The 26,838-nt window shown below is 34.9% G+C and carries 18 protein-coding genes; 2 read left to right on the top strand and 16 right to left on the bottom strand.

Features of this window, described 5'->3' with window-relative positions; genetic code table 11:
- Positions 1–6 precede the first annotated feature (6 nt).
- The 8 genes from ACO05S_RS13785 to ACO05S_RS13750 form a co-directional block, all read right to left on the bottom strand.
- Positions 7–1,485 carry a RagB/SusD family nutrient uptake outer membrane protein gene (locus tag ACO05S_RS13785; protein WP_421918590.1) on the bottom strand — a complete coding sequence of 493 codons (1,479 nt, stop codon included), beginning with the start codon at positions 1,483–1,485 and terminating at the stop codon, positions 7–9.
- Positions 1,486–1,495: 10 nt separating this feature from the next.
- A complete protein-coding gene (locus tag ACO05S_RS13780) occupies positions 1,496–4,834 on the bottom strand; it encodes a SusC/RagA family TonB-linked outer membrane protein (RefSeq protein ID WP_421918589.1) in 3,339 nt (1,112 codons plus the stop codon).
- A 223-nt stretch (positions 4,835–5,057) separates the two neighbouring features.
- Positions 5,058–6,194 carry a FecR family protein gene (locus ACO05S_RS13775; RefSeq protein ID WP_421918588.1) on the bottom strand — a complete coding sequence of 379 codons (1,137 nt, stop codon included), beginning with the start codon at positions 6,192–6,194 and terminating at the stop codon, positions 5,058–5,060.
- Positions 6,195–6,334: 140 nt separating this feature from the next.
- A complete protein-coding gene (locus tag ACO05S_RS13770; RefSeq protein WP_421918587.1) occupies positions 6,335–6,886 on the bottom strand; it encodes an RNA polymerase sigma factor in 552 nt (183 codons plus the stop codon).
- A gap of 509 nt (positions 6,887–7,395) precedes the next feature.
- On the bottom strand, positions 7,396–8,328 hold the full coding sequence (locus ACO05S_RS13765; RefSeq protein ID WP_421918586.1) for an IS630 family transposase: 933 nt from the start codon (positions 8,326–8,328) through the stop codon (positions 7,396–7,398).
- A 38-nt stretch (positions 8,329–8,366) separates the two neighbouring features.
- Positions 8,367–8,834 carry a hypothetical protein gene (locus ACO05S_RS13760; protein WP_421918585.1) on the bottom strand — a complete coding sequence of 156 codons (468 nt, stop codon included), beginning with the start codon at positions 8,832–8,834 and terminating at the stop codon, positions 8,367–8,369.
- Positions 8,835–8,985: 151 nt separating this feature from the next.
- Entirely contained in the window at positions 8,986–10,263 is a 1,278-nt protein-coding gene (locus tag ACO05S_RS13755) for a retropepsin-like aspartic protease (protein ID WP_421918584.1), read from the bottom strand.
- Positions 10,264–10,535: 272 nt separating this feature from the next.
- A complete protein-coding gene (locus ACO05S_RS13750) occupies positions 10,536–10,997 on the bottom strand; it encodes a hypothetical protein (protein WP_421918583.1) in 462 nt (153 codons plus the stop codon).
- Positions 10,998–11,766: 769 nt separating this feature from the next.
- On the opposite strand from ACO05S_RS13750, the gene ACO05S_RS13745 reads away from it, so the two are divergent.
- Both ACO05S_RS13745 and ACO05S_RS13740 read left to right on the top strand, forming a co-directional pair.
- Entirely contained in the window at positions 11,767–12,360 is a 594-nt protein-coding gene (locus tag ACO05S_RS13745) for a transposase (protein ID WP_421918582.1), read from the top strand.
- Positions 12,345–13,049: a DNA-binding domain-containing protein gene (locus ACO05S_RS13740; protein ID WP_421921291.1), complete on the top strand. Its 705-nt coding sequence runs from the start codon at positions 12,345–12,347 to the stop codon at positions 13,047–13,049. Before ACO05S_RS13745 ends, ACO05S_RS13740 begins: the two co-directional genes overlap by 16 nt.
- A gap of 310 nt (positions 13,050–13,359) precedes the next feature.
- On the opposite strand, the gene ACO05S_RS13735 is transcribed toward ACO05S_RS13740, so the two are convergent.
- From ACO05S_RS13735 to ACO05S_RS13700, 8 genes are all read right to left on the bottom strand, one after another.
- Positions 13,360–15,027, bottom strand: coding sequence for a DUF4369 domain-containing protein (locus ACO05S_RS13735; RefSeq protein WP_421918581.1), 1,668 nt, complete (start codon positions 15,025–15,027; stop codon positions 13,360–13,362).
- A gap of 248 nt (positions 15,028–15,275) precedes the next feature.
- A complete protein-coding gene (locus ACO05S_RS13730; protein ID WP_421918580.1) occupies positions 15,276–16,643 on the bottom strand; it encodes a TlpA family protein disulfide reductase in 1,368 nt (455 codons plus the stop codon).
- Positions 16,644–16,829: 186 nt separating this feature from the next.
- Positions 16,830–18,044: a thioredoxin family protein gene (locus ACO05S_RS13725; RefSeq protein WP_421918579.1), complete on the bottom strand. Its 1,215-nt coding sequence runs from the start codon at positions 18,042–18,044 to the stop codon at positions 16,830–16,832.
- A gap of 212 nt (positions 18,045–18,256) precedes the next feature.
- Positions 18,257–20,599, bottom strand: coding sequence for a Gldg family protein (locus ACO05S_RS13720; protein WP_421918578.1), 2,343 nt, complete (start codon positions 20,597–20,599; stop codon positions 18,257–18,259).
- A gap of 154 nt (positions 20,600–20,753) precedes the next feature.
- Entirely contained in the window at positions 20,754–21,683 is a 930-nt protein-coding gene (locus tag ACO05S_RS13715) for an ABC transporter ATP-binding protein (RefSeq protein ID WP_421918577.1), read from the bottom strand.
- Between the two features lie 150 nt (positions 21,684–21,833).
- Positions 21,834–24,074 carry a Gldg family protein gene (locus ACO05S_RS13710; protein ID WP_421918576.1) on the bottom strand — a complete coding sequence of 747 codons (2,241 nt, stop codon included), beginning with the start codon at positions 24,072–24,074 and terminating at the stop codon, positions 21,834–21,836.
- 459 nt (positions 24,075–24,533) lie between these two features.
- On the bottom strand, positions 24,534–25,985 hold the full coding sequence (locus tag ACO05S_RS13705; RefSeq protein WP_421918575.1) for a PKD-like family lipoprotein: 1,452 nt from the start codon (positions 25,983–25,985) through the stop codon (positions 24,534–24,536).
- A gap of 12 nt (positions 25,986–25,997) precedes the next feature.
- The gene (locus tag ACO05S_RS13700; RefSeq protein WP_421918574.1) at positions 25,998–26,756 is read right to left on the bottom strand and encodes a DUF4843 domain-containing protein; all 759 of its coding nucleotides are present in this window, start codon (positions 26,754–26,756) and stop codon (positions 25,998–26,000) included.
- Positions 26,757–26,838: the final 82 nt, after the last annotated feature.

The raw sequence follows: 26,838 nt of genomic DNA, 5'->3' as shown, positions 1-26,838 counted from the left end.
GTGCTATTAAAAGTTTAATTCTAATTCATCTTTAGGGATTGGCATTACATACGCACCTTCCGATATTTCGACAGTACTTGGAAAGCCCAATCTTGGCATTGAATTTTTATTTAGCCTTTTGTATTGAAAAAACATTTGTCCTTCCAAATACAATTCACGACGAAATTCCTCAAGAATAAAATCACCAAGTTCTTCCGCTGTCATTTCAGGCAAATCATCTCTAATATCTCTGTGTCGCCTTAATTCTTGCAACAAGTCTATAACTTCGGTATTGCCTGGATTTAAAATATTCATAGCCTCCGCAGCAATCAATTGCATCTCGCCTTTTTTAATCAAAGGCACTAGGTAATAACCATCGTAAACTGATTCTGAATCACCTGATCCATCATTAACCCTCTGATCATATTTAATTGAAATTGTATTTCCTTCAGGAGAATTATTTTTATTAGGCCTAAACTGATATTTTAATCTGTAGTCTGAAGGGTGATCATATATACTTGTGATATAGTCGTACCAACTACTTTGGGTTGTTGTATATTTTTCTGTATCAAAAAATGAATTGTAATAGTTTTTCAATTTCGAAACTTCAATACCTGTTATCATTTCGGAATAATAAATAACATCCCTTCTATAAATTGATGCTGCACTTGTTAAATTAACCCAATCAAATACTTGTCCATTAAGAACTAGTTTAGCGGCATCATAGGCATTTTTGTAATCGCTCATACTCATAAAAACACGAGCTTTTGTTGCTACAACAGCCCAATAGTTGAAATAGACTCTTCGATTCTCCAATATCGTTCCGCCACCAATGAACTGAGGAAAATTGGAATCACTCCTATCAGAAATACCAGTAACTGCAGGATCCTCCTCTTTTAATAACAATTCTGCTTCATTCAAATCATCAAGTATACTTTTATATACTTCTTCCACAGTAGAAAATCCATATATCGCTTTATCAGTATAAGTTTTAACATATGGAATTGCCTTCATCGATTTGTTGAGATTATAATCAGGCGCAAATAACTTTACAGCTGTATAATGAAGATATGCTCTAAGCCCTAAAGCCTCACCTTTCACCAATTTAAATTTTTCGGCACTCAAAACATCGGGCTTTTCTTTTAAAGCATCCAGTATCGAATTGATCAGGGCTATTGAATTGTACAATTTCTCCCAAATGCCATTTACGATAGGTTGAATTTCAACATTCTCATAATCGAAATCAGCTATGGGATCGTTTCCTTCGAGCGAATGATTGTTAGCCATTTTTTCAATCACTCCATATGTTAAGTGATGTCCAAATAAGTTTTCATCGCTTAAAGAGATATAAACACCATTCAAAGCATTATAGAATCCTTCTGGATTATTGAAATTATTATCTCTTGGAATTTCGCCCAGTGGATCAACATCAAAGTAATCGTTGCATGAACCAAGCAACACTACTAACATTAATATTAGATAATATCTGATTTTTAATATTTTCATGATAATAAGTTTAGAAGTTTGTTCTTAAACCAACAGTAAATGATCTCGCAAATGGGTAGCTCGTGCCCCTTTCTCTTTTAATGGTCGACCAATAAACAAGATCGTTGGTATTAATTGAAAGCCTTAATGATCTCATACCAATTTTATTGATCAGTGTTTTATCAAAATCATATGAGAGACTTAATGAGCTAAAACGCAACCAATCGTTATCTTGAACGAATCTTGAGCTTGCATATGAATAGGCTCCGTTAGGGTTACCAAATGGCTTAACATCGCCAGGCTGCATCCATGTATCTTCCAACACTCTTCGATCTACATTATTATGGATATACGCATTCTCAACCTTACTTACCAAGGTATGGTTATATGCCTGCGATCCTATCGAATATTGAAAGTTAGCACTGGCTATAAAATTTTTGTATCGCACATTTAATCCCATTGAGCCTTGCAAATCGGGAGCTGTATTTCCCGCAATTACTTTTTGGCTTGCATCCCATTCATAGGTGGTAGAACCATCTTTATTTAAAAACAACTCCTCGCCATTTGTAGGATTGATACCTAATGATTGAACAGCATAAATAGCCGTTGTTGATTTACCTTCTCTAAATTGATTATTGTATAGGTGCGAAGCATCTGCTCTATCAGAAGTAAATTGATTATCATTTTCATGAGCTGTATTACTTGCTTCATTAAAACGTTTCAGGGCATTTGATATTGATAAGATCTTATTTCTGTTCTGACTACCATTAACAAAGATATTCAGATTAAAATCTTTCTTTCGGATTAAATCATAACGAGCACTAAAACTAAATCCTTTATTTTCCATTTCCCCCAGGTTCTCCATATATCCTTCAAATCCAATAGATGGAGGTGTAGAAACCTGAACAACCATATCAGTTGTTTTCTTTAAATAATAATTGAAATTCGCATTAAATCTATTCTTGAACATGGATAGGTCAATACCAAAATTCATATCATTAGTAGTTTGCCAACGCAAATCTTCATTCCCTAAAGCCATGATATAAAGACCCAAATTATCAAAATATCTTAAATCTTTATAGTAGTTGTAAGTATCTATAGCCTGATAAGCACTAAATTTGATTGAGCCAGTTTCTCCATAAGTGCCTCGTATCTTTAATTGATTAATTATATCATTGCCTTTTAAAAATGCCTCTTCATGTAAATTCCACCCCAATCCAAAACTATAAAATGGAGCTACCTTCTTATTTTCTCCAAATTGAGAGGAACCATCATATCTTAACGAAGCATCAAAAAGAAATCTATTGTCCCATGTATAATTCGTACTTAAGTATGCTCCCATTGTTCGAACGGTAGATTCTCCTGCCAATGGAACTCCATTTTTATCAAATCCAGCAGCAAAACTGGGATGCGACATATCAGAATTACCAAATCCTATTGCCTTATATCCATTAGATTCATTTTTATTTATTGCTATTTCATAACCCAGGTTAAAAGTAAAATGATGAGCGTTTACTTGTTTGATATAACCCAGACTTGCGCGTCCGCTAAAAGTTTGTGCTAAAGTATGTGTCCATTGATAACTCCCTCTTTCCGCTGCTTCATTAACTTCATTAAATGCGTTTGATTCAGGAGAAATAAAATTATCACTGGTTGAATTTTGTTCGGAATAGTATAAATTTAATTGTGCCCTTAAATCTTCAGTAAAAGACCAATCCAATCCAAAGTTCTCTATAAAATTGCTATATCCTGATTCATCGAAATTACCAACCGTAGCCTCGTATAATGGATTGATATGATGACCTCTAAACATATAATCAGCCCGCCCATCTTTTTCGGTAGTAGAATAATTCTTTACCAACTCATCATTTGCATCATGAGTGGGAAAAAATGGATTCATTTCGGTGTAAGTTTGGAAAGTACCATAAGGAGAATTAACACTATTATTTCTAGCGTAACTCACACTATTCTTAAATGTTAATTTATCATTTGGCCGGTAATGAATATCTGCATTCACTGAGTAATTGCTACGTTTTGAACCTTTCATTACTCCCTGATCATCAGAGTAGTTTAAACCAATATTATACCTTAGCGTTTTAACACCACCCATTATATTTAAAGTATGGTTTTGACTTACTCCATTTCTTGTGGGCTTTGCCAACCAATCTGTATCTACACCTTCGGCAAGCCATTTTGTAATGCGATTGTATTCCCATTCATAATAATATGGGGTAGTAGCATCAAGAGCTTGTTCAAGTTCAAATTTCTCACGAGCATTTAAATATTCATATGTGCTTAAGTCAGGAAAAGAAAATTGAATGTTTGTATTGTATACCACATCAACACGCCCTGGCTTTGGGGCAATGGTAGTAATAACAATTATACCGTTTGCAGCACGAGAACCATATACCGCAGTTGCCGCTGCATCTTTTAAGATACTCATAGTGGCAATCCTGTTTGGATCAATATCGTTTACAATTTCGAAGCTCTGCTCAAAGCCATCAACAATAAAAGTTGGTAGGTTAGGATCTCCAACAAAATCTGAAGTATACTTGGTGCCATTAATTTCTCCTGCATTAAAATTTCCTGTTCCTTGAATATGAATTGATGCTGGATTATTGGGATCGGAACCAGATAAATTATTTTCCTGTATCATCACATCAGGATCGAGAATGGCAATTGCTTCGAACACGCTCATTGGATTCAATTTCATAATATCCATACCCTTTACTACAGTTGCATTTCCCGTATAGCTTTCTGCCTTACGAGAGAAATAACCGTTAACAACTACATCTGTCAACTGAGTAGCATCCTCTTCCAACACAACATTCAGTTCCGACTGCCCTGTATATGTCACTTCCTTCGAAGCCATACCCACAAAAGAAAAAAACAAAACTTCTCCATAGGATACTTTCAATTGGTAGATCCCATCCATATTGGTTGCAGTACCCACATAGCTTCCTTTAATGGTAACTGAGACTCCAGGCAAAGCAACACCACCCTTGTCGGTCACTTTTCCTTTTATGGTTTTCTTTTGTTCCTGTTCTTCAAAAGGCAAAACAATCTCTTCCTGTTTTTTGGTAATTACAATAACATCCTTATCGAATTTGTATTCCAAATTCGTATTGCTTAAAATCACATCCAAAACGTCAGTAATACTGGCATTTTCTCTTTCCAGAGATATTCTTTCATATCCCTCCAAATCACTGGTTCTATAAACAAAAACCACTTCCGAATTTTGTTGCAACTCCCATAAGAATTCGGATAGTTCCATTTTAGAGACCTTAACGTTTATTTTCGCATTTTGAGAATAAACATCCGCAGAAACCTGCAATACTCCTAGTATGAGCAACATTAGTGTAAGCTTCATAATTCTTAGGACTTTAATTTTTTTCCGCATGAAATCACGGAAAAATTTCAAATAATTTTCCATAAATTTGTACTGGTTAGATAATTGTGAAACTATAATTTAACTATCTGGGGAAGTGATACCGCAAATATCCTTTCCCTTTTTTGTTTTATCCTGTGCAATATAAATTGTGCACGAGAATATGGTTTATTCTATTCTTGTTTAAATGATTCCTAATTTGCTTTTATTTGACAACAAGAACTTCATTATTCACTTCGAATTCAAGCCCTCCTGTTAATTCCAAATGATTCAAAAGTATCTCAATATCATCATATCGATTTACTCTTATCGAATATCTATCGTCTTTTAAAATCGGATTTTCGTAAAACACTTTTAAATCGTACCAGCGCGAAAGAGAAGATAAAATTACTTCCAAGCGCTCATTTTTGTAAAGAAATTTCCCTTTCGTCCAAGCTGAAAAGATGGATGCATCCACCGCCTTAGTAGAATACTCTTTACTTGCATTATTCAATATTAATTGTTGATTTGGCAATAAATCCTCTTGCATTTCACCTTTGAAAACCCTCACCTTTCCCTCATTTAAAGTTGCATAAGTATAATCCTCATTGGGGTAAGCTTTCAGGTTAAAATGTGTTCCCATAACTTTAATGTTCATGTTGCTGGTTCTTACCACAAAAGGACGATTGGCATCTTTGGCTACCTCGAAATAGGCTTCACCTTGCAAATCAACAAGTCTTTTATCTATATCAAACAGCACCTTATGCCCGATTTCCGTTTCCGAATTCATCCACACTTTTGTACCATCAGAAAGCACTGCTTTATACTCAGCATTTCTGGGAATACTCATTTTCACATATTCATTGTTCTCTTTAACAGCCTCTTTTTTTGAATAAATCAGTTTGCCCGATTCTAGCTGAACCCGAGATCCTTTAGTAACAATTAACGTATCAGTATCGGCAAGTTCTATTCTTTGCTGATTACCAATTTGTAGGTAGGCCATTGATCTTCCAGGAAGTACACCATCATAATTTGGAGTTTGCATATCATGATAGATGAAATAGCCTCCATATATCAAAACCGCCAGCAATAGAATTGCAGCTGCTGATTGCCAATATTTTACGAAACGTATAATCTTGGATTGGGATGACATTGAATTAATTTGCTCTTGCAAACTTTTCCAATCCTGCTCTTTATTAAACAGACTTTTTACCTGTTGGCGCCAATTGGCATATTCCCCCGATTGCAATTCTTTAAAATCTTTGGCATCCTGAGTCTTCATTTCTGAGATATCCAGCTCTCCAAACAAAATGCCTTTTGACCAATCGCTTGCTTTTGATATGTATTTCTTTAGTGATTCCATGAATTGATTTTTCTATCCGCAAGACCTTACTAAAAGTCTCAGCACCAAAACACACTCTTCTTTATTGTATGGTCTTAAAAAAAGAAAAGAGGGTGACCGAAGACAAGATTTTTTTTCATCCTGTCATAATATCTTAGTGTTTATTGAAAAATTTCGGTGAGTAACAGTAAAAGATAGATATTATCTTTTAACATTTCGCGCAGTTTTGCATAGCCTTTCTTCTTAAGGGTTTTAACTGTGTTTATTGATACCCCCAGAAATTCGGCTATTTCTGCATTGGTATGTCCATTAATCGTAAGCTCAACAACTTTACAAGTTCGATCGGGTAATTTTGCAACTGCCGCTCTTACCAATTTATAAGTTTCTTCTTTGGAAATCTGATTATCGATAAGCAGTTCATCTGTTGGATTATCTTCCAGAAATACCGGTTGCTCTTTTCGAATGTGATTAATGATCTTATTTCTGACAATTTTATATAGATAGGAGCGCGTGCCAAGCAATGTGGTAAATTCCTCTCTCCTGTTCCAAAGAACCATAAAAGCTTCTTGCACTATATCTGCTACCAAATACTGATCCGACAGCATTTTATATCCATATAAACAAAGTGAGTGATACATATCGTCGTGTATTTCACGAAATGCATTTATATCTCCTTTTACAAGTCTGGTTATTTGGGCATCGCTTAGGCTCATTACGGGTAAATATAGAGTTTTTTTGAACAAGAAAAAGTTATCTCCTATTCCTAATATTAAAAGAAATAACTTTTATAAAAATACGGAGCTAAACCCACTATCGGAAACTGAAAAATCAAAACATAACCCATAAATTCAATGATTATTGCCCAAATCATTAATCCGATATTTAAATCAGATATATAATCCTAGTTTAATAAAGTCTTAATTCAGATCCAGACTAGCGAATTCGATCTGGAAAAGGGAGCCAAAAATACCAAAGAATGACAACAAATCTTGGAATGGGAACATGTCTGGCATGTTTGATGCTCTCCCTTGCGTGAGGCTTATCCATGCTTCACTAACGGTAGCCTTATTTCAGCCTAAAACCAGCACTAGTGTGAAGATTTTATATTAGCCGAACTATTCTTGGTTTTTCCATCATAAGTCCATTCAAAAGGCTTAGCCCGTTCCTTATTATAGGTGTCTACATACTGGATTATTTGTCCAGCTAACTGTTCTTTGCTGTGTCATACAGCGCCTTTGAGTACATCCTTAGACATAATATTAAACCAAATTTCAATCTGGTTGAGCCAGGAAGAATAGGTTGGGGTAAAATGTATTGTCATTCTTTGCTTTGAGTCCACCCATTCTTTAACATCCTTATGCTTATGGACGTTTAAATTGTCAGCAATTACATGTAATTGCTTCTTTGGATATTTTCGGTGTATTTTTTTTAGGAAGCGCAGAAAATTTTGGGCATTGTTTTTATCTATTGTGTCTGCTGTAATTTCTCCATCATGAACGGACAAGGCCGCTATTAAAGATCCTGTGCCATGCCTTTTGTAGGTGGCCGTTAGTCGCTTAGCACTCCCAGGCCTTAAGGGGAGCTCTGGTTGGGAACGGTCTAATGCCTGTATTTGCGTCTTCTCATCTACAGATAAGACTAAAGCGTTTTCCGGTGGATTCATATACAACCCAACAACATTAAGCATCTTTTCTTCAAATTCAGGATCGGTGCTTTTCCCGCACCAACATTCAACTTTATGCGGTTTTAGGTCGTGTGATTTTAAAATATTTTGAACAGTGCTTTGACTCATGCCAAATTCTTTCGCTATTCTTCGCTGGCTCCAGTTGGAGTATCCTCCTTCAGGCTTAGAGCAGGCTTTCTGTATAACCCTTGCTTTATCCTCTTCGGTGTAAATCGCTGTCTTTCCTGGTCTTGGCGCATCTTTTAACCCGTCCAGGCCAGACTCCAAGTAACGTTTCTTCCATTTCGAAATGGCTTCGCGACCTACTTTTAATTCGGCCTTTATGGAATCGTAACTATATCCCTCGTTTAACATGAGGATAATTTTGGAACGCATTACTGCCCTATGATCTGCGCTATGGGCTCTTGATGTTGCAACCAAAGTCTTTTGATCTTCATCGTTGAGCTTTAATTTTCGTCCTGTCCTTGACATAAGATAAAAATAGCATTAATTCGGCTATTTAGCAATCTTTACACTAGGCTGTCAAGCGCAACAACCCACAGGTTCTTTATTTTAATTGACCCTAATTTAAATGAATCTACCCGAAGTAAACCTTGAGATTGCCTTACCTTATTTGCATCGGTTATATTTATTTGAATTAAACTATCTTTGTCCTTATTTACCAGTAGTTCATTTACACCACTCGGAGTAGCTCCAGTATAAAAAATATATAACCCCTCCTCTCCGTTTAGTATTACTTTTAAATAAATAAGGTTTTTTATAACTACAAATTCTGTAGTAAAATGATCTTTATCAGATTCCCAAAAACTATCATATTCGTTAAAATCTATAACACGTATCTCAGGTTTTATCCTTAATAAAAAGTAAATACTTACTGAAAAAACAATTGTAAAAACCAGTAAAGTAACGTACACATATTTCAATTTTCGAATTATTAGCCCGACAATTGTACTTACAGCAAATAAAGTACATACCATAACCCGGAGCATTTGGTTACTATGTGCAGCATTTGGTTTTACTATAAAAAAACAGAATACTATTAAAACAAAATGGCTAAAAAAATAAAGATGCCCAATCCTAATACAATTTGTGATTTTTTATTCATTTGGTGTGACTTAAAAGGGTTAATTACTCTGCAGCTTGTTCTTTTTGTTTTATGCTAAACACATCCTTTTTAAACTTTATTGCATAATTACCATATTTCATTTCTCCGTTGGGTAGCATAACCGAATCAAGAGAAATGAAATGGTCCGCGAAATATAGATAATTATCCTGGTCTTTATTGCTGTCTTCTACCTTAAAACCACTATTTATACCTTCCACCTTAAAACCATTATATATTTTATAAGATAGTTTGCATGTATCATAATAACCAACTGTTGCTGAAGCAGGAAGTTTAAATCTGCTTCTTAGTTTGACTTCTGCTTTTCCTTTAATCCCGTAGGTAAGAACCATATTTAAATAAAAATAAAACTTATTACTGCTAAAACAACTGGCACTTAGCTCACAATCAAATTTGTTGTTATTTATAAAATACGCCCGGTTATTTTTCGTATCCAGCACAAAACGGTCGAAATTCCAAATTATGGGGATTCCAAATAAATCATTTTTATCATTCTCCTGGCATGATATTCTATTAAAATTATAGTTTCCAAAGCTCAGGTCATTAAAGCTTTCAAAAGACTGAAATTTATTGTGAGCTAATAAATGATTAAACAATCCGTTAGAATTCTCACTAAATGAAATATCAACAAATTTAAACTTATCCCGGGTTGGGATAGTATCCGTTATAGAGATCGGTATAGCACTACCTAAATCTAACAACAGGGTTTTCTCTATATCATTTACTGTAACGGGTATGTACCACGAATTAATTGAATCTTTCAGGGCTACAGCAGTTGTATCAGGAAGGTCATCGCAATAATTACTGGCCATTGAAACGGTAACTTGTTTATTCTTCATGTCAAAATCCCAAATGTATTTTGATATGATATTGTATCCTATTATCCCTTTCAGGCTATCCTGCCCGTAAAGTATTCCGTTCTTATTTGTCCAGGCCAGGCTGTCAAGCGCAACAACCCACAGATTCTTTATTTTTATTGACCCTAATTTAAATGAGTCTACCTGAAGTAAACCTTGAGATTGCCTTACCTTATTTGCATCGGTTATATTTATTTGAATTAAACTATCTTTGTTCTGAGTTACCAGTAGTTCATTTACACAACTCTGAGTAGCTCCAGTATCAAAAACATATAACCCCTCCTCTCCGTTTAGTTTTGCTTTTAAATAAATATGCCCCCTTTTTCCAACTACAAATTCTGTAGTAAAATAATCTTTATCAGATTCCCAAAAGCTTTCATGTACATTGGTATCTATAACCCGGGTCTCAGGTTTTATCCTTAACAAAAAGTAAAAACTTACTGAAAAAATCAATAAAGTAACGTACGCATATTTCAATTTTCGAATTATTAGCCCAATTATTGTACCTGCGGTTAAAAAAGCGCCTAACATAAACAATAGTAAATGGTTACTGGGGGCAATACCAAATTTTAATATAAAAATAACTACTATCGAAAACAAGCAAACTAAAAAAAGCGATATGCTTAATCCTCTTACAATTTGTGATTTTTTATTCATTTGAGTTTATTCCTTTGTCAAAGTTTATATGCGTTTAATAATTAAAACCTCCATTCTGCAGTTAGCAGGAAAAACTGCCTTTGCAAATTAAAGCTGGAAGATTCTTCGTAATAATCAGCCTTAGTAACCAAATTACTACGTCTTTGGTCCACCAAGTTCTTTCCTTCCAGTGTTAGTACTAACCTTTTCTTAAAAGCCTGGTAACGTACAAACGCATCTAAGGATTTGTTGGCTGTATTTAAATTATTAATTAAAGGTAACGAATAATTAAAATAAGCTTTAAAATGAAGGTTTTTGAGTGGTTTAAAAAACAACTGAAAACTATTGTTAAAATTTTCTATTTTGTTAGGTTGTCCAACCTGAGTAAAATATGTATTTTGGCCAAATGTAGCCCTGTTCTCCAAGATAAACTTCCATATTACCCTTGAATTGAGGTTTATGCCATAGTTCCATTGCTCACTTTCCATTGTGTCAAGCTGCTTACAAGAAGGGAATCGAATCATAAAACCTTATCTACTTTTAACCTTAACCAAGATATCTGAGATAAAAATTACCAGTAATGAATAGTGTTTAAATTTTACACTTTTCAAAAAATTATTTTACTGATATAAAATAACCACCAACTTTACAGCAGCAATTACTAATTTAGTGAACTACCTCGGGGCAAGCCCAGAGGCATCGTTCAAATAGAACAGCTTGCGCTGTTCGCTTTACAATCGTAAGTCGAGGCAAGTCTCGGGGAATTAAACCCCAATTAGATTAAACTATATCCTGATTTTTTCTCATAACCTTTGGAGGTATTATTACACTTATTTTCTTTCTAAATACTAAACTATGTTTGTTTTTAGGTTAGCTAAAATAAGATTTCATATTTAAGAAACAAAATAATCTGAGAAAAATTCTATCAACGGTAACTAATTCTACTTTAACACTTTAATTTGGTTGAATAATACCTATTTACATCTTTCTGTCTAATTAGGCACATTCACAAATAGTACTATTGCTTTGATAATTAGATAAATATCACCATCTTAAAAGTATAACAAAACCCCGAAAACAGGCACTTTTGCCATAAATCGGGGTTTACTTTTTTTCTTGTAGTGATAAAATTACAAAGTATTCCAGAATATCAGGCACATCTTCCTCTATTTTTCTATTGAAGATAATTTTAAGGTTGTATATAATCAATTTCTTGCCAGTTCATTAGGTAAGATTCACCAAGCCATCCCATGGGATGAGCTAGTTGATTGTTTCGGTCTCACAGAAAGTAAGATGGCTCCAGACTGCATTTTTAGCCCCAAGGGTAAGCTGGCTTTAATGTTTCTAAAGAACTATGCTTGTTGTTCAGATGAACGTTTAATGGAGCAGTTGAATTTCAATATTCATTACCAGCTGTTTTGTGGTTTACTGTTGGGTATTGGAGAGCAAATCAATAATTTTAAAATTATTAGCCAGATACGATGCGAGCTGACAGCCAAGTTGGATATTGACGAAGCGCAAAAGAGTTTAGCCAGGCATTGGCTGCCTTATATGGAAGAGCTAGATCAGCTTGTTACTGATGCCACTTGTTACGAAAGCAGTTTGCGCTTTCCAACTGACCAAAAACTGTTATGGGAGGCCACAGATTGGTGCTATAACCAGCTGAAACTACTTTGTTCATATGGTAAACAGACCATGCCTCGCTGCAAGTATAATAAGTGGAAACAGCGTTATGGGAACTATAGTCGTAAACGCCGCAAACCGAAAAAAGAACGCATTGCCATCACCAGGGGATTATTGCATTTGGTCAAAAAACTTCTGGAAGAACTGGATATCCTGATCAAGCAGCTTGATGTTAAAATGCCGGAAAAATATTATGTGCAATAAGCTATGGTTTAGTACCAAATCATCTGACAGATGATCAGAACGACTGCATGGCAGTTACTACTGACAATGACACGATTAACGTTGATCAAATTGTAGAACAAATGATTGGTAAAGGTTCAACCGTTACCAAAGCCGAGGCGATCTCGGTAATTGAAGAATATGAATACGCGGTGGTAGACGCAATTCTTAAAGGAAACAATGTGAATACAGGACTATTTAAGGTATATCCTAGTGTTTGTGGTGTATTTGAAAACGACGAGGACGGGTTCGATGCCTCCAGGCATTCGATTAAAATTAACCTGAACCCAGGAAAACGGCTGTTGGAAGTTACAGATCGTATTGAACTTAAAAAGGTTGAAATTTCTTCTCCACAGCCGATAGTTCAGCGTTTTGTGGATTTAAAGAGCAATTCAATAAACGAATCCTTTTCACCAGGCCAAATTGCCAGCATTAAGGGATCTTTACTTAAGTTTGATGCAGAGGACGAACAGCAAGGTATCTTTTTTATTGCCGAGGATAGTGCCGAAACAAAGGTCTCTGAAGTAGTAAAAAACAAACCCTCGGAATTGTTGTTTTTTGTGCCGGAATCCTTGACAAGTGGTATCTTTAAAGTGGAAGTAAGATGTATTCTTCATAAAGGGAAAACCCTAAAAAAAGGACGCCTGCTCAATGAACTGACACCAGGATAATCCTGTAAATTACGCATCTTTTATTTATGAGCTTGACTTGGAGTCAGGCTCTTTTTATTTCCAAACAGCTTGGTCGCATAAGCCCATACTTCTTGGGCTTACTACCCCAAACACCTTGGGCTTATAACCCCAAACACCTTGGGCTTGTAAGACCAAACACCTTGGACTGTACTGCCCAAAGTGTTTGGGTGAAATATAAAAATTGCTAATACAGATTTGCAAGCCTGACACATGACAGGGAAATCGGTTTTTGTTCACACAAATCCAATAATTAACCAAATCTTATTCAAGTTTAGAATCTGAATTTGTGCTAAATGCTTTTTATACACCTTATCATTCCTCTATCGGGAGATGCCAGGTACACATTATCATTATTGTCTACAGTCATTGGTATATGATCACACCCCTGAACCAATTCATGAATCCCTGATATTACTTTTGCTCCGTCCCGGCTGTAAATTTTAACTCTGGTTGGACTTTTTTCAACAGTTACAATGGCTCCGTTAGATAAATAAGCCACACTTACAGGATTACAACATCCATGAAAATCGTTCAGAACATTGCCTCGTTGGCCAAAATCCAGATTCTTTACACCATTCAAATCGTATCCTGAAACTCTGAAAGCGCCCAGATTAGCAACCAAAATCTGATTATTGTCCTTCACGTCAATATCCATGATACCGCAACAAGAACGTAAGTCTTCAATAGCGGAGAGTTTTTCCCCACTCTGAGAATTGAATATACCCACCGCTTTTTGCTTGGAATCCGAAACCAATAATTTAGCACCTGCTACTTTTGCACCGGTTGGCGTTAATAATCCTTCCAGTTTATAGTCAGTTATTTTTTCCCCATTTGTGTTAAAAACTCGACATCTGGCCTCCTTAGGTTTTTCTACTTTGAATTTTTTACCCCTTCGTTTAATCTCTTTCACCTCAAAAATAGAATACAAAACATAAATTTTTTCATCCTGATCAACGGCTACAGATGAGGGTTTTCCTTCAATTTTAGTTTCGAAACTAGATAGAATTTTGGCTTGAGGACTGATAATCTGAACTGCAGCATCTTTTGTTATGGCACATGTATTGTTATTGGCAAAAGACCCCAGATAAATAATATCTTTCAGCTTTTTACCTTTAAAGCTTTTATCTACCTGGTAGTTGACATTTGCAATTCCTTTGAACAACTCATTAAAGCCTACTTCAGTACCCCTCATTTTTTCAATTTTCCGGCTGTAAAACAAATAAATTGGATGATGGCCCAAAGTTTCATTATCTATATGCCCTAGCATTTTATCAAAATATTCAGCACTTTTATTTGTGGCTAATTCATTTACCAATACCAGCGAAAGTAGAGATTTAGGGTTTTCTTTAAGGTAGTCTTCCTTAAATTGAAATTGCTTTTTAAATACAAGTCTATTAAATTCGGCACCATCATCTTTCCACTTTTTATACTTATCTGTGGGTAGGCTTCTTATCTGCTCATAAGACAGCTTAGAATATTTTTCTTTGTGCTCTTTATAACCCGGGACATTTTCACACTTTTTTAATCCTTCTTTATAAGCTTTGTATTCTTTATTATAATGATCTCCCTCAAACTTTGCATTCTCTAAATTATCCATAGAAACCTCTAAATGAATTGTTTCGTTGGTAGCGAAAAGATGAAGGACCTTGTTTTTTTTTCTTTTGTCTTTGGGTTTATCCAAAAAAATTTGAACTGTAGAAGGAATTTTTAAGTCGCAGTGATATTCAAATTTACCATTTTCAATCATCACACTATCCATCATGCTGGTACTAGACTTATATTCAGCTGCATCAGAAACGCATGGAAATGAAGATATATATACCCAGCCATTCTCTTTACCTTTAATTTCTGCACTTAGGGCAAATTGTTTGCCCTCTTCTTTTTTTGTTGTTTGCTTGCAGCCCCAAAGCGATGCTACTAAAACCGCACATATAAAAATCAGACTTTTATTATTCATATTCTTAGAATTTCAATTTTTAGATTAATTTCATTTAAATCACTATTTCTTGATCTCATTTAACCTGAGTTCACTTTAGGCAACACCCATCAAGCGATTGGTAATTAGCCTTTCGCTGCTAATTTGAAAATACTAAATTGACTTTCATAAAAGCCAATAGCTAATGGCTAAAAACCAACAGCTTATATTGTAATAACTATATAATTGAAATCGACAATCAATTTTGAGTACTGTCTATCTTACTATACTTATTTTAAATACTTATCCAGCAAAGGTCTAATGTATACAGAGCTCGGTTTTGGTGTATTCATGCTTATTATTTTACCTTCTTTGTCGATAAAAACAAACCTTGGAATACTAAAAGCTTTGTAAAATTCCGCAATTTTAAGGTCTCCATTGGCAAATAATTGTATCCCTCCCATATTCTTTTCTTTTACCATTTTAGACCATTTTTCTTTATTCTTAGGTTTGTCCAAAGAGATACTTACAAATTGAATATCTTTCCCTTCATACTCGTGCTCCAACTTTTCCAAAAAGGGGATTTCCTTTTTACATGGACCGCACCAGGTTGCCCAAAGGTCGATAAGCAAGTATTTCCCTATAAAATCATCGGAAGAAACCAGTTTACCATCGATATCTTTAAACTCAAATTTAAATGAGGCTTGTCCCCGGGAAATTTGGGCATAGTCCTTCACTATTTTATCCAGTTTTTCAATATCCTCAGCTTCCAAATTTTCGCGCATAATAGCCTGTATCTCTTCGGTACCATCCGTTCCATATTTCTTGAAATAAGGAAAAGCGTAGGATGCTATCAACTTGTTTTTAATGTTTTTATCTTTAAAAGACGCAGAAAGTTTTATACTCTTGGTTGTGCATTCTACTATACTTGTAGACTTCCATTCGCCAAGAGATTTGGTCGTGGCATTTACAAATGCATTATAATCCTTTGAGTGAAAAAGAATTTCTTTTTCAACAAGCAAGGATTTTAGTTTGTTATAGTATAAGTCTCCGGGAGCTGCATCTTTAACGTATTCTTTTAAATAAGCCAATGGTTTTACTACCAAATATGGAATGGCCTCATAATGTACCTTTTTAAATTCCTTTGGCAATTTTGTTTTTTTAAGCTCTTTACGATATTCCTCTACCAATTCATCAAGACGTTTAACAAGCACTTCATCACCAGCGGCCATTTCTTCATTGGTAAAGGGTGCTTCGTGTGTTTTACAAACAGAGGTGTGGTAATCTAATAAATATTGATTTATCCCTCCATCTTCGCACTCAATACTTACCGGCCACTGCATTTTATTTTGTACACCAAAACCTTCCTCCGATCCATGAATGGTAATACTCAAATCTTTTCCCGGAGTCAAATAAAAATCCATTAATACACCACTTCCATAAAAATCAAAGTAGGCATAATTGGCTTCTTTTAGATCAAATTCTAATGACCCTTCTAAATTTTCATTAAAATCAAAATATTTAATACTCCCATCAACTGTCATGCTACATCCTGCTAAGCGCCAATCTTTAATTTTCACTTCCACTTTTGTTTTTTCCGCGAAAGCTCCAAGGGCAATACTGCAGAAAAGGAGCATGCTTAAAATTTGTTTCTTCATTTGTTTAATTTTTTAGCGTTAGAACATTAATGTTGTATTCAATTACAATTAAATTCTACAGTTGCTCATTTTCATTATTATTTTTCAAACAAAAACATGATGTTGAATATAAACATACAGCAGATGTAAATACGCCTACATCATTTTGAAATGGTAATATTGAAAATGTACCTGTAAAACCAAGCACTACATATTCTCTATTTCTTCTCTTAACTTTAAATCTGAAGGAAATACTTTACCAAACTTCATTTCTACCTGTTTAAGGTAGGTATCGACACTTTCGAGTGCTTTTTGTTTATTCCCTTCCATTTTATACAAATTAATAAGTGCTTTGTAAGCTCCCCTGATTTGTTTATCCTCATATTCTTTTACAAATTTTTCAGATGTTTTAAGTAGCCTTTTGAAATGCTTAGAACCTTTTAAATCAGTTTTGTTTTTTGTCTGGTAAATCATAAAAGACAACACATTAGCTGCATTTTCATAATCTAATTCAGATATAGAAGCATTCATCCGCTTCATGTGTATATCATACCATTTATTCATTCTCCCTTGCTCCAAATGATGAAGTGAATAATAAATATCTCTGGTATCGTTGTTTGTATTATATGCGCGTTTTACCTCTTCAAAGCCCTTATTAAGTTCCTCTATGCTTCCTTTTTTGGCAACTTCGCCCAAATATTCTCGTGCAGGACGTTCCATATAATACATCATTCCATCTTTACCAATACCTTCCATGGCCTCAAATTTTTCCCAATTGGCATACATAAACTGGTAAACTTCTCCTTTAAAAGTCAATTTATGTGATCCGATCACCATTCTTAAAACCTTTGGGTTGAGTAAATCCTTCATCTCTATCGTTTCCAGATAGGCATCTCCTAATTTTAGTATTCTATCGGTTTTTTCAGCCTTCCGCAGTTCTGCACAATATTGTAGTAAGAAATCCAAATTGCGCTCGCCATTGGCATATCTTTTTTCAAGAGCTGTTAATTGTAAAGAAGGATTCATAGCAATTTTGGCATCCCCAATTAAAACATCAGCAGATACAGCGCCTTTTGTAGTATACATTACATCACCATTGGGTTTCAGAAATAGTAAGGTAGGATAAGCATTTATATTATATTTCTTAGCAAACTCAATGCCTTCCCCTTTTTCGGCATCAAGCTTAATATTCACAAAGTGTAAGTTAAAATAATCGCCTACTTTTTTCTGTGGAAAAACTCTCTTACTTAAAGCCTTACATGGACCACACCATTCGGTATAAGTATCAACAAATACCCATTTATTTTCTTTTTTTGCCTTTTCAAAAGCTTCGGCTAAAGTCCCATGCTCAAATTGTATTCCTTGAGAAAAGACTGTGCTCGTGCATAGTATGGCTACAGTTATTAGAATCAGTTTCTTCATTTTCAAATTATTCCGTATTAATTTATTTTACCTATATCCAATAAGATTACTAGTGTAAAGAATGCTAATTCCCCGAACTAATTTTTTGACCTATTTTCCTTTCTACTGCGTTAAGCTTTTTCGCCGTAGCTACGGCTATGCCTGTATACCTTGCCTTGTAAAAAGAAAAATATTTTCAAAAACTTTAATTCGTTTTATTAACACTCTTCACACTAGTTTCTCATCCTTTTTATCAACATTATTGCTCCAAACAAAGCAAAGATGCCGGGAATGATCAGGTAGAATAGTAGCTTTAACCATTTAATATTGCTGTAAGCAACTTTCATGCGTAAATCTTTTGTCTCTTCATATTGTATATCCAATGGGAATTCATTATCCGTAAACCAACTGGACATATAGGGCATAATACCCATATTAGCAATAAATATTCCGGATGGTGCGTTATAGAGCCTTTCGTTGGAAAGGAAATCAGCATCAGAAGCAATAAACACCTTCTGAGTTTTTCCGTTCACATTTCTTTCCAATTGCACTGCCAGTGGTAAATCTGCTTTTAAATCGCCTTCTGATTCGTTATACTCAATCTCACCCATTGAATTGGGCCCTGTTTTATCAATCCAGCATTCTTTCTGTTTTGCCTTTAGCACTATAGTTGACTCAAATTCACTATTTTTATTCAGTTTTAAGGCGGTTGCGTTTAACATCTGAACATTTGCATCATATCCAAATCTTTCTTTAAATGCGCCATCTGTTTTGGCAAGGTTATAATCAGCAGGATAAGCAGGATTATCATTCACCAATACACCCGGTAAGTATTCCACTCCAAACTCTTTTACAATAGGATTCATAAGCTTTTCGTTCCCACTTCCCGAAGTGATTACCAGATTTCCTCCCGTATTAATATATTGCTTAAGATTCACCATTTCAGTTTCTGAAAAAGCTGACTTTGGTTCTGCAATAAACAATACATCAATATCTGCAGGCACTTCTTTGTCTAGTTTTATACTGTTGATATCAAAGCCATTATTAATCCATGCATACCTTTGATCTGAATTTGAGATCAAATGATCGTAATTCTCAGAATAAGTGATCTTTGTATAATAGTTCATCCTGGATTTTGCCAATTCTTCATTTACATTGATCCCTCTTTCCTTATGCCCATATACAAAGGCTGCCTTATAATTTTTACTTGCCACTCGTTTAAATGCTGCTGAAATTTGTGCCTGAAAAGGTGATCCCATTTTATCATCGAACCTATGATTTAAAACACTTTTTTTACCTTCACTTTCGATAATACGGAAATTAAAATTCGCATATTTAGATTTTACCACATCGCTCAGACCTAACTCATCGATATGATGGATGTTTTTAACATCCAATTTCCTAAGATTGGCAAAATGCTGTACTAGCTCTTCCAAGGATTTTTCTCCTTTTACCATTCTGTTTTTTTGATAAGTCTCCTTCATTTCCGGCATGTAGAAATAGACATATTCTTGCTCTATTTGAGGATATTCCAGTCTGTATTTATGAAAAAAAAGTTTATCACTGATCTGACGATTGGGAAGTAAAGAGCTAGCGTTATTTCCAAAAATATTTACATAAGTTGTAATTTTTATGGGCTTATCTTTTAAGGGAGCTAAGACATCTTTGCTTACCGGGTTAATCTCATTCACCTTGCGACCTGAAACATCACTATACAGCAATAAAGCAGGTAAACTTGTTACATAAATTACGCCCATAGTAAGCAATAAACCTATTCCCATTTTTACACGGGTGTATTTTTTCACTTTACTGGTCTGACGTTTTATGGCCATTTTAAAATAGGCCCAGCTCAAAAACATTAAGGTCAGGCTTATAAAATACATAATGGATTTGGAAGTTATTAATCCGGCAAAAGCATAACTCATCTGTCTCGATGGAGCCATCCAATACATAACCTGATTAATCACCGGAATATCTTTTACCAACCCATATAATAAATCCAGTCCATAAACCAAAGCTATTGTAGCTACTGCATCCACAATCGGGTATTCGGAAAAAGTAGAAACATACACAGCAATGGCTGCAATAAGTGCTGCAAACAAATACAGATGTAGATATGAACTTAATATTCTGCCAATATCAAAAGCATCTATTGATAGCCATCCTGCCAGAACCGCCATTAATACAATTGTCATCAACAAACTCACCATTCCCATTACGGCTATGTATTTACCTAAAACAACTGAACGTAACTTTACAGGTGATGAATATAAGAGTTTTATAGATCCTGTATTTGCCTCGCGACTTATGACCCCCATACTTATTAAAGGAACTAACACCATCAATAAATTGATCAATATTCTAAAATAGCCCTTATTAGGACTAAAGTAAATTGAGTGAGTTAAGGATAGGATGGAAATTTCATTATATAATTCCTGATTTAAAGTTTGACCTTCAAAAAAAGGCATTAATGACACTGCCGTATAAATACTAAACCCAACCAATACCAACCATGCCAATGGCGAATAAAACAGGTTGTTCAGTTCGAGTTTTGCTATTCTTATTGTTGTTTTCATTTCTTATTAAGTATCAAGTAGTAAGTATCAAGTAGCAAGATGATTTACATGATGTATAAAACCGTTCTATTTTATGATACTTACAGTTAATTAATAATTACTCATTCGTTTCAAGTAGCAAGTACCATAACTCAATAGTCTTGATACTTGTGTCTTATTTCTTTACCTTCCCCGATAAGTGTGCAAAAATTAAATCAAGCGATTGCTTTTCGATGGCTACTTCTTTTAGTTTCCAATCGTTTTTCACACTCTGGCTAATGATTTCTTCGGATACATTTTTATGGAAATCGAACTTCACACGGAACTGGTTTCCGTTTTTAGGCTCAACCTCTAATACGCCATCAATGGCTTTTAAAGCATCGATGGATGGCGGGTTGCCCATTTCTACAAACAGCGTATCCGGCTCTACATAATCGTTAAAGGCATCGATACTATCAGAGAACACCAACTTACCTTGTTCGATCATTTTAACCGATTTACAAATCATTTGCACCTCAGGTAAAATGTGGGTACAAAGGATTACAGCACGATCCTGTGCGATTTCACGAATCAACTCACGAATCTCGGCAATATTATTTGGATCAAGCCCTACAGTAGGCTCATCGAAAATTACCAGCTTAGGTTTGTGAATAATGGCCTGTGCAATACCAACGCGCTGCTGGTAACCTCCTGATAAGTTACGGATTAGTCTTTTGCGCATGTGTAGTAATCCACATTTTTCCATAGCAGCTTCCAAGGCTGCAGGAATTTCTTTCTCCGGCACAAAACGTAGGTGTGCCGTATGCTTTAAGTATTCTTCTACGGCTAAATCGGGATACACCGGTGGTTTTTGTGGTAAGAAACCAATGTTCTTTTTGGCTTCTTCCGGGTTCTTACGTAAATCAATCCCATTGATAAATACCTCACCCTCGCTTTGGTTCAAAACACCACAAAGAATATTCATGGTGGTTGATTTACCAGCTCCGTTAGATCCTAATAATCCAAGGATTTCGTTGGAGTGCATTTCAATATTGATATCGCGAATCGCCCAGTTTTTAGTATAGCGGTGCGACAAGTTTTTGATTTCTAATATTTTGTTTGACATGACTTTCTAATTATGAATGATGAATTATAAATAAACACAGAGGCGCGCAGAGTTTTTTTTAGAGATCCCCCAGTTCGTTGTCCTTTTTTTCCTTTCTCTGTTCCTTTCTCCTGCACTTTTGACTTTCAACTTTTAACTTTCAACTAGACGCTACATGCGTCGTCTTCTCCAGAAAATATATCCACCAATAAGGAGTAATGCAAAAGGAATAATCCAGATGTAAATGATTTTATACAATTTCTCTTTTTCATTACTTATATTAAGTGTATTGTCGGAAGGTTTTGCTTGTTCAAAACGCAATGGGTATTCGCCATCGGTAAACCATCTGAATAGGTTTTTATAAAACTCGGAATTATCAGTAAATCCCTTTTTTTTGGTTTTCAATATCTCCTTATCGGAAGCAAAATCGGCATCCCCTATTATAATTACCTTCTGATCTTTGTTGTTAACCCTACGATTCAATGCCAGAGCAGTAGTAAATGATCCCTTCTGACCAGTACTTTCCAGGCTTGTATATTTTTCATCAGTTTTTACCAGTGGAATAGTATTAAATCCATTTTCAGCTTCATATTCCAAAGGACTGGCTCCAGGCAAGTCAAATGACTCTATTCCATAATCTATTAGGAATTCAGGAGCTTCTTGATTTATGATTCCTGAACAAAACTCTGTTAGCTTTCCAGATTGATTGCTGAGGATTTTATCATGTTGAATTTCAACCTTAAAGTAACTTAATAATGGATTAACTACTTTATGATTTGCCCCCTCTGCGGCAATCAATAGGTGGCCTCCCTTTTCAATATAGTTTTTGATTTGTTCTAATTCAGTTTCAGTATAAGCAATCATAGGGTCGGCAATAATCAACACATCCGTCTTCTCAGGAATGGATTGATTTTTCAGATTTACATTTTCAACAGTAAAACCATGATTCACCAATGCTGAACGATGCGTCCACCCTTTTGCCATGCGATTCCAGTCCTGCTCCCAGGCACGTTCAATACTCCTTTCATTATTTCCGCTTAAGAAAACAAGATGTTTGGGGGATACAATAAGTGTTTTCATGGCTGTAGCATAATCAAATTCTGACACCCCCATTCTTCTATCGTCTCTTGTCGTTCTAACAAAGGCTTGATTACCTTTATATTGAAACTTCAAGAGTAACTTAAAGGTCATATCATACCTATTGAGCACCTCTTGATCTTTAATATCCAATTCGTTAATATCTACAATTTCATTCTTACCCAGCTCGTAGTAGGAAGCTGTCATTTCAGCTTTCTTTTTGATGCTATAGTTTTTAAACTCTCCTTGAAATCTATCATATGTAACAGATCCAGCGAACAACTGAAACTGAAATTTTATATCGGGCATAAAGCGCGTATAATTGCTAAAACTTCGTTTAAACCCATTTCTTTTTTTTGGGTAAATACGCCCCCCATGAAGCACATTTGCAAATGCCCTAATAGTTAAGGGCTCTTCATCCAGCTTTTCCATAATTTCAATGGTAACCGGATTTACCGTATTCCTTTTGGTTTCAGTTGTATCCAAATAAAACTTTAACTGAGGAACGGTAATTAGCATAATGGCTAATACTGTGGCACCAACATAGGCAAGGGAAAGGATTCTGATTTTTTGTTTTCCAATACTATTCAAACGATCAGCAGTCATTTTATTAATCGCAAAAGCAAGGAACAATACTGTTATGATTACAAAATAAAGTACATCAGAACTAACAATATAGCCTCGCAGCAATGGTGTTGAATGTTTTGAGATGGACAACCAATTTAAGATATCCCCTAAGATGTAGATATCCTGACCAAATTTCCCTACATAATCCAATAAATACAAAAGAGCAATGCTTGCAATACCGGATATTACCTGATATCTCGTCCACGTTGACATAAACAATCCAATGGCACAATAAGTAGAGATTAAAAGGAAAAAACCTAAAAGCCCGGTTAACACAAGTCCATAATCCATGTTATTTACAAAGAATCCTGTACCCACCACAACAGCTGCCATTATCAACACGATAAACAAGCTAAAGATCAGTATGGCCAGGTATTTACCAATCACAATTGATCTGATCTTTATCGGCGAAGAATACAATAACTTTATGGTACCACTATTGATTTCATTACTGATGAGCCCCATGGTTAAAATAGGCACAAATAGAAACATCAGGTTTTTCATCTTGAATAAATAGCCCCCAAAAACATTAAGCGTACTATAGTCCATCTTATCCTGGGTCTGCTTAAACATATTATGTATGTTCTCAACAGCATCTGTATACTGGATACCTGAATAGAGTGCAAAAACTACCAGTACCGCCCAGGCTACAGGAGAATACATCAGGTTTACCAGTTGTAGTTTTGCTATTTTTAGTGTTGTTTTCATTTTAATCTTGCAGTTAGCTGTTAGTCATTAGTGTTAGTCATTAGCTGTTAGTTGTTGGCTATTTGCTATTAGCTCTTTAAAAGCTATAACTTACTTTTTATTTATTCTGTTTGCCAAATATATTTTATCTAATTCTTTCTTCTATCTTATATTCAATTCAAAAGATTTTAGGCGTATTATACCAATATTACATTGAATTGAGCTTTATTCTGCTGTTATTTTGGCTATTAGCACTTAGCTAATGGCATTGACAGTTGTAAATTTCTTAGTTCTTTTTAGGTTAATTAAGGTTAATAAGAGTTGCCGGCTTATAAGAAGAGGAACATCATAAGATGTTCCTCTTGTTTTTATATTCTTTATTAACAAACTCTACATACCCTAGATTCTGAACAATTTATGATACATTTGTCAGTCTCGTTATGCTTTAGTATGCCTCTGTTTTAGGCGTTCTATGCATGATTATCGTAACTGATAACTTTGAACATCCCACTTCTGCATAAGCTTTACAACTTTAGAGTCCGTTTCAAGTGTCATTAGAACAAGCTCATCATTAAACAGATCATAGAAGGTAATTTTAGAGCCTGCACCATTATCAGTAGCCACTGCAAGATTTTTTCCGTCTTTTGAAAGCCCCATAGCTGTTATATTCCCCTCAGCAGTTATGTAATCAGTTTGCAACTGATAAGAATCTCTGTTATACCTGTGAATTTTATTACCATTTGACATATAACTAAATGGTAATTTGGTGCTAACGGCATATACTGACATATCGCTTATTGCTCCATCCGGAAGCTTTTCATGATAAGCAACAGTAAATCCATCTCTCCTATGAGTTTTGAACTCATGTGTGTAATAAGAACCATCATCTGCCTTTAAAAATGAAACTACGTTTCCATTATAGGCCTCAAGCTCGTCATTATCCATATATAAAACATTCATCTGAAGATTATTAGGATCGAAAGGCTGTTCCTCAATATTTACACTAATTTCTTCAAATTCATCAAATGTATTACCACTATAGTTTATATACCTTCTATTTAATTCATCATAAACCAAAAGGCCAGTATACCATCCACAAAGCATTCCATTTGCATAATAATCACCTTTAACAGGTAATTCAAACCAATCTAATCCTTCTGATATTGGATTCTGAAAATCGGTCGAGTAAGGAAAAATTTTACCTCCTGCAACCAAAGTCTTTAACCTTCCATTATAGGATATGGAAGTTCCGGAAAAAGGTAATTCCAGGTATGTTGGTTTCCATTGCTCTTCCCAAGTTCCTATTTCCAGCATTGATGTGGCATCAAGAAATACACCGCCATCTTCTGATAAAATATTTAATTGACTATACCCGTTCCACGAATTAAAGATATGTCCGCTAGAAACCGGTTTACCTGAAAGATTCACTCCCGTGATATTTTCCAAAACATTTTCAGATAATTTTTCAGTAATATCAGAGTAATAATCGAAATCTGTAGCTGTACCTTTTTCCTTTAAAATAACCCAGCCCTTATCAAAAGGCGTTTCAACCAAAACGTCGAAAAATACTTTTTTTCTATAAACTCGCTCTGTATTTAAAACATCTAAAATAAATGTATGATTGCCGGGAGCAAGATTAATTGCTACGTCAAGTGTTTTATCTGTCGATATGGTATCTAATTGAAAATCTGAATTATCATCCACATAGCGTCTCGCCCAAAGAAATTCAAGATTCTCTTCCGAAATGGATTCGCCCAATTCAGGTGTTATAGTTAAAATATCCCCAACAAATACGTTATAAGTTTGTGACTGTATGTCAGAAAGATCTATTTCGGTAAGCATGTCATAATCGTAATTACCCTCATCTTTGAGACAAGACACGAGTAACAGGCATGCTATAGCTATGTATGTTATTTTTTTTAATGCTTTCATCATTTCAATATTTTATTCGTATAATAAAGTATTTGATACCAAATCTCCATTTTCATCTGTTGGATCTCCTTTTTCATTTTCAAGCCAACGTTTAAAAGCTGCAACCTGAGCTTTGAACTTGTTTGGATCATAATACTGAACTCCTTTCCAAACGTAAGACCTAATATCGAACAAGGGATCTGAACCATCTGTTACACCAAAATACTCCAACCACAACAAAGCTTTTGTTTGGGTATATGGACCAATATGGGTAGTATAATACTTATTTGGATGTGGATACCACCAATCTGGTTGAGAAAATGAATTTGTTATTTTTAAAATGACAACGGTATTGGCTGTTGTATCAAAATTTTCGTTCGATTCTATTTGAATTCCAATACTAAATTCATTCTCATTCATGTCCTCCGTTTTCATCACTTTAACTGAGGCAGTTCCTTCTATTGAATTTGCAGGAACAATTTGATCATTCTGAATGATTGTGTAATGAAGACCTTCAGTTGCTGTGGTTAGTGTGTCAACAACAGAGATTTTAAAGTTTCTGTCAGCATTACTTAGCATACCCCTTAAAAATATAGGTACAGTAATATTCTTCTCGGTTACCGCTTCATCATCGAAAACAAAGTTGTTGAAATATTCAGGATAATTTCCATCTTCATCTACATTGGTAAAATAAAGATAATCGTCACCTTCATAGGTCATGATTTCGTCCTTGTCACAAGAAATAAATACAAGTAACAATATTATACTAAAAATGATATTTAACTTTTTCATGTGTCTAAAATTTTCATTCATTTATCACATGGAACTCTCAAGAAATTTTAATCATTACCCTGTGTGTAACTTTTAAGATTAA

It is taken from the genome of Marinifilum sp. (assembly GCF_965230805.1).
Taxonomy (GTDB): domain Bacteria; phylum Bacteroidota; class Bacteroidia; order Bacteroidales; family Marinifilaceae; genus Marinifilum.
Note: the sequence above shows the minus strand (reverse complement) of the source record. Positions and strands in the feature narration are given on the sequence as shown.

Bases quoted from the DNA above. Each gene is read 5' to 3' on its own strand.
- ACO05S_RS13785 (WP_421918590.1), bottom strand. From the start codon at position 1,485: ATGAAAATATTAAAAATCAGATATTATCTAATATTAATGTTAGTAGTG.
- ACO05S_RS13780 (WP_421918589.1), bottom strand. From the start codon at position 4,834: ATGAAGCTTACACTAATGTTGCTCATACTAGGAGTATTGCAGGTTTCT.
- ACO05S_RS13775 (WP_421918588.1), bottom strand. From the start codon at position 6,194: ATGGAATCACTAAAGAAATACATATCAAAAGCAAGCGATTGGTCAAAA.
- ACO05S_RS13770 (WP_421918587.1), bottom strand. From the start codon at position 6,886: ATGAGCCTAAGCGATGCCCAAATAACCAGACTTGTAAAAGGAGATATA.
- ACO05S_RS13765 (WP_421918586.1), bottom strand. From the start codon at position 8,328: ATGTCAAGGACAGGACGAAAATTAAAGCTCAACGATGAAGATCAAAAG.
- ACO05S_RS13760 (WP_421918585.1), bottom strand. From the start codon at position 8,834: ATGGTATGTACTTTATTTGCTGTAAGTACAATTGTCGGGCTAATAATT.
- ACO05S_RS13750 (WP_421918583.1), bottom strand. From the start codon at position 10,997: ATGATTCGATTCCCTTCTTGTAAGCAGCTTGACACAATGGAAAGTGAG.
- ACO05S_RS13745 (WP_421918582.1), top strand. From the start codon at position 11,767: ATGGCTCCAGACTGCATTTTTAGCCCCAAGGGTAAGCTGGCTTTAATG.
- ACO05S_RS13735 (WP_421918581.1), bottom strand. From the start codon at position 15,027: ATGAATAATAAAAGTCTGATTTTTATATGTGCGGTTTTAGTAGCATCG.
- ACO05S_RS13730 (WP_421918580.1), bottom strand. From the start codon at position 16,643: ATGAAGAAACAAATTTTAAGCATGCTCCTTTTCTGCAGTATTGCCCTT.
- ACO05S_RS13725 (WP_421918579.1), bottom strand. From the start codon at position 18,044: ATGAAGAAACTGATTCTAATAACTGTAGCCATACTATGCACGAGCACA.
- ACO05S_RS13720 (WP_421918578.1), bottom strand. From the start codon at position 20,599: ATGAAAACAACAATAAGAATAGCAAAACTCGAACTGAACAACCTGTTT.
- ACO05S_RS13715 (WP_421918577.1), bottom strand. From the start codon at position 21,683: ATGTCAAACAAAATATTAGAAATCAAAAACTTGTCGCACCGCTATACT.
- ACO05S_RS13710 (WP_421918576.1), bottom strand. From the start codon at position 24,074: ATGAAAACAACACTAAAAATAGCAAAACTACAACTGGTAAACCTGATG.
- ACO05S_RS13705 (WP_421918575.1), bottom strand. From the start codon at position 25,985: ATGAAAGCATTAAAAAAAATAACATACATAGCTATAGCATGCCTGTTA.
- ACO05S_RS13700 (WP_421918574.1), bottom strand. From the start codon at position 26,756: ATGAAAAAGTTAAATATCATTTTTAGTATAATATTGTTACTTGTATTT.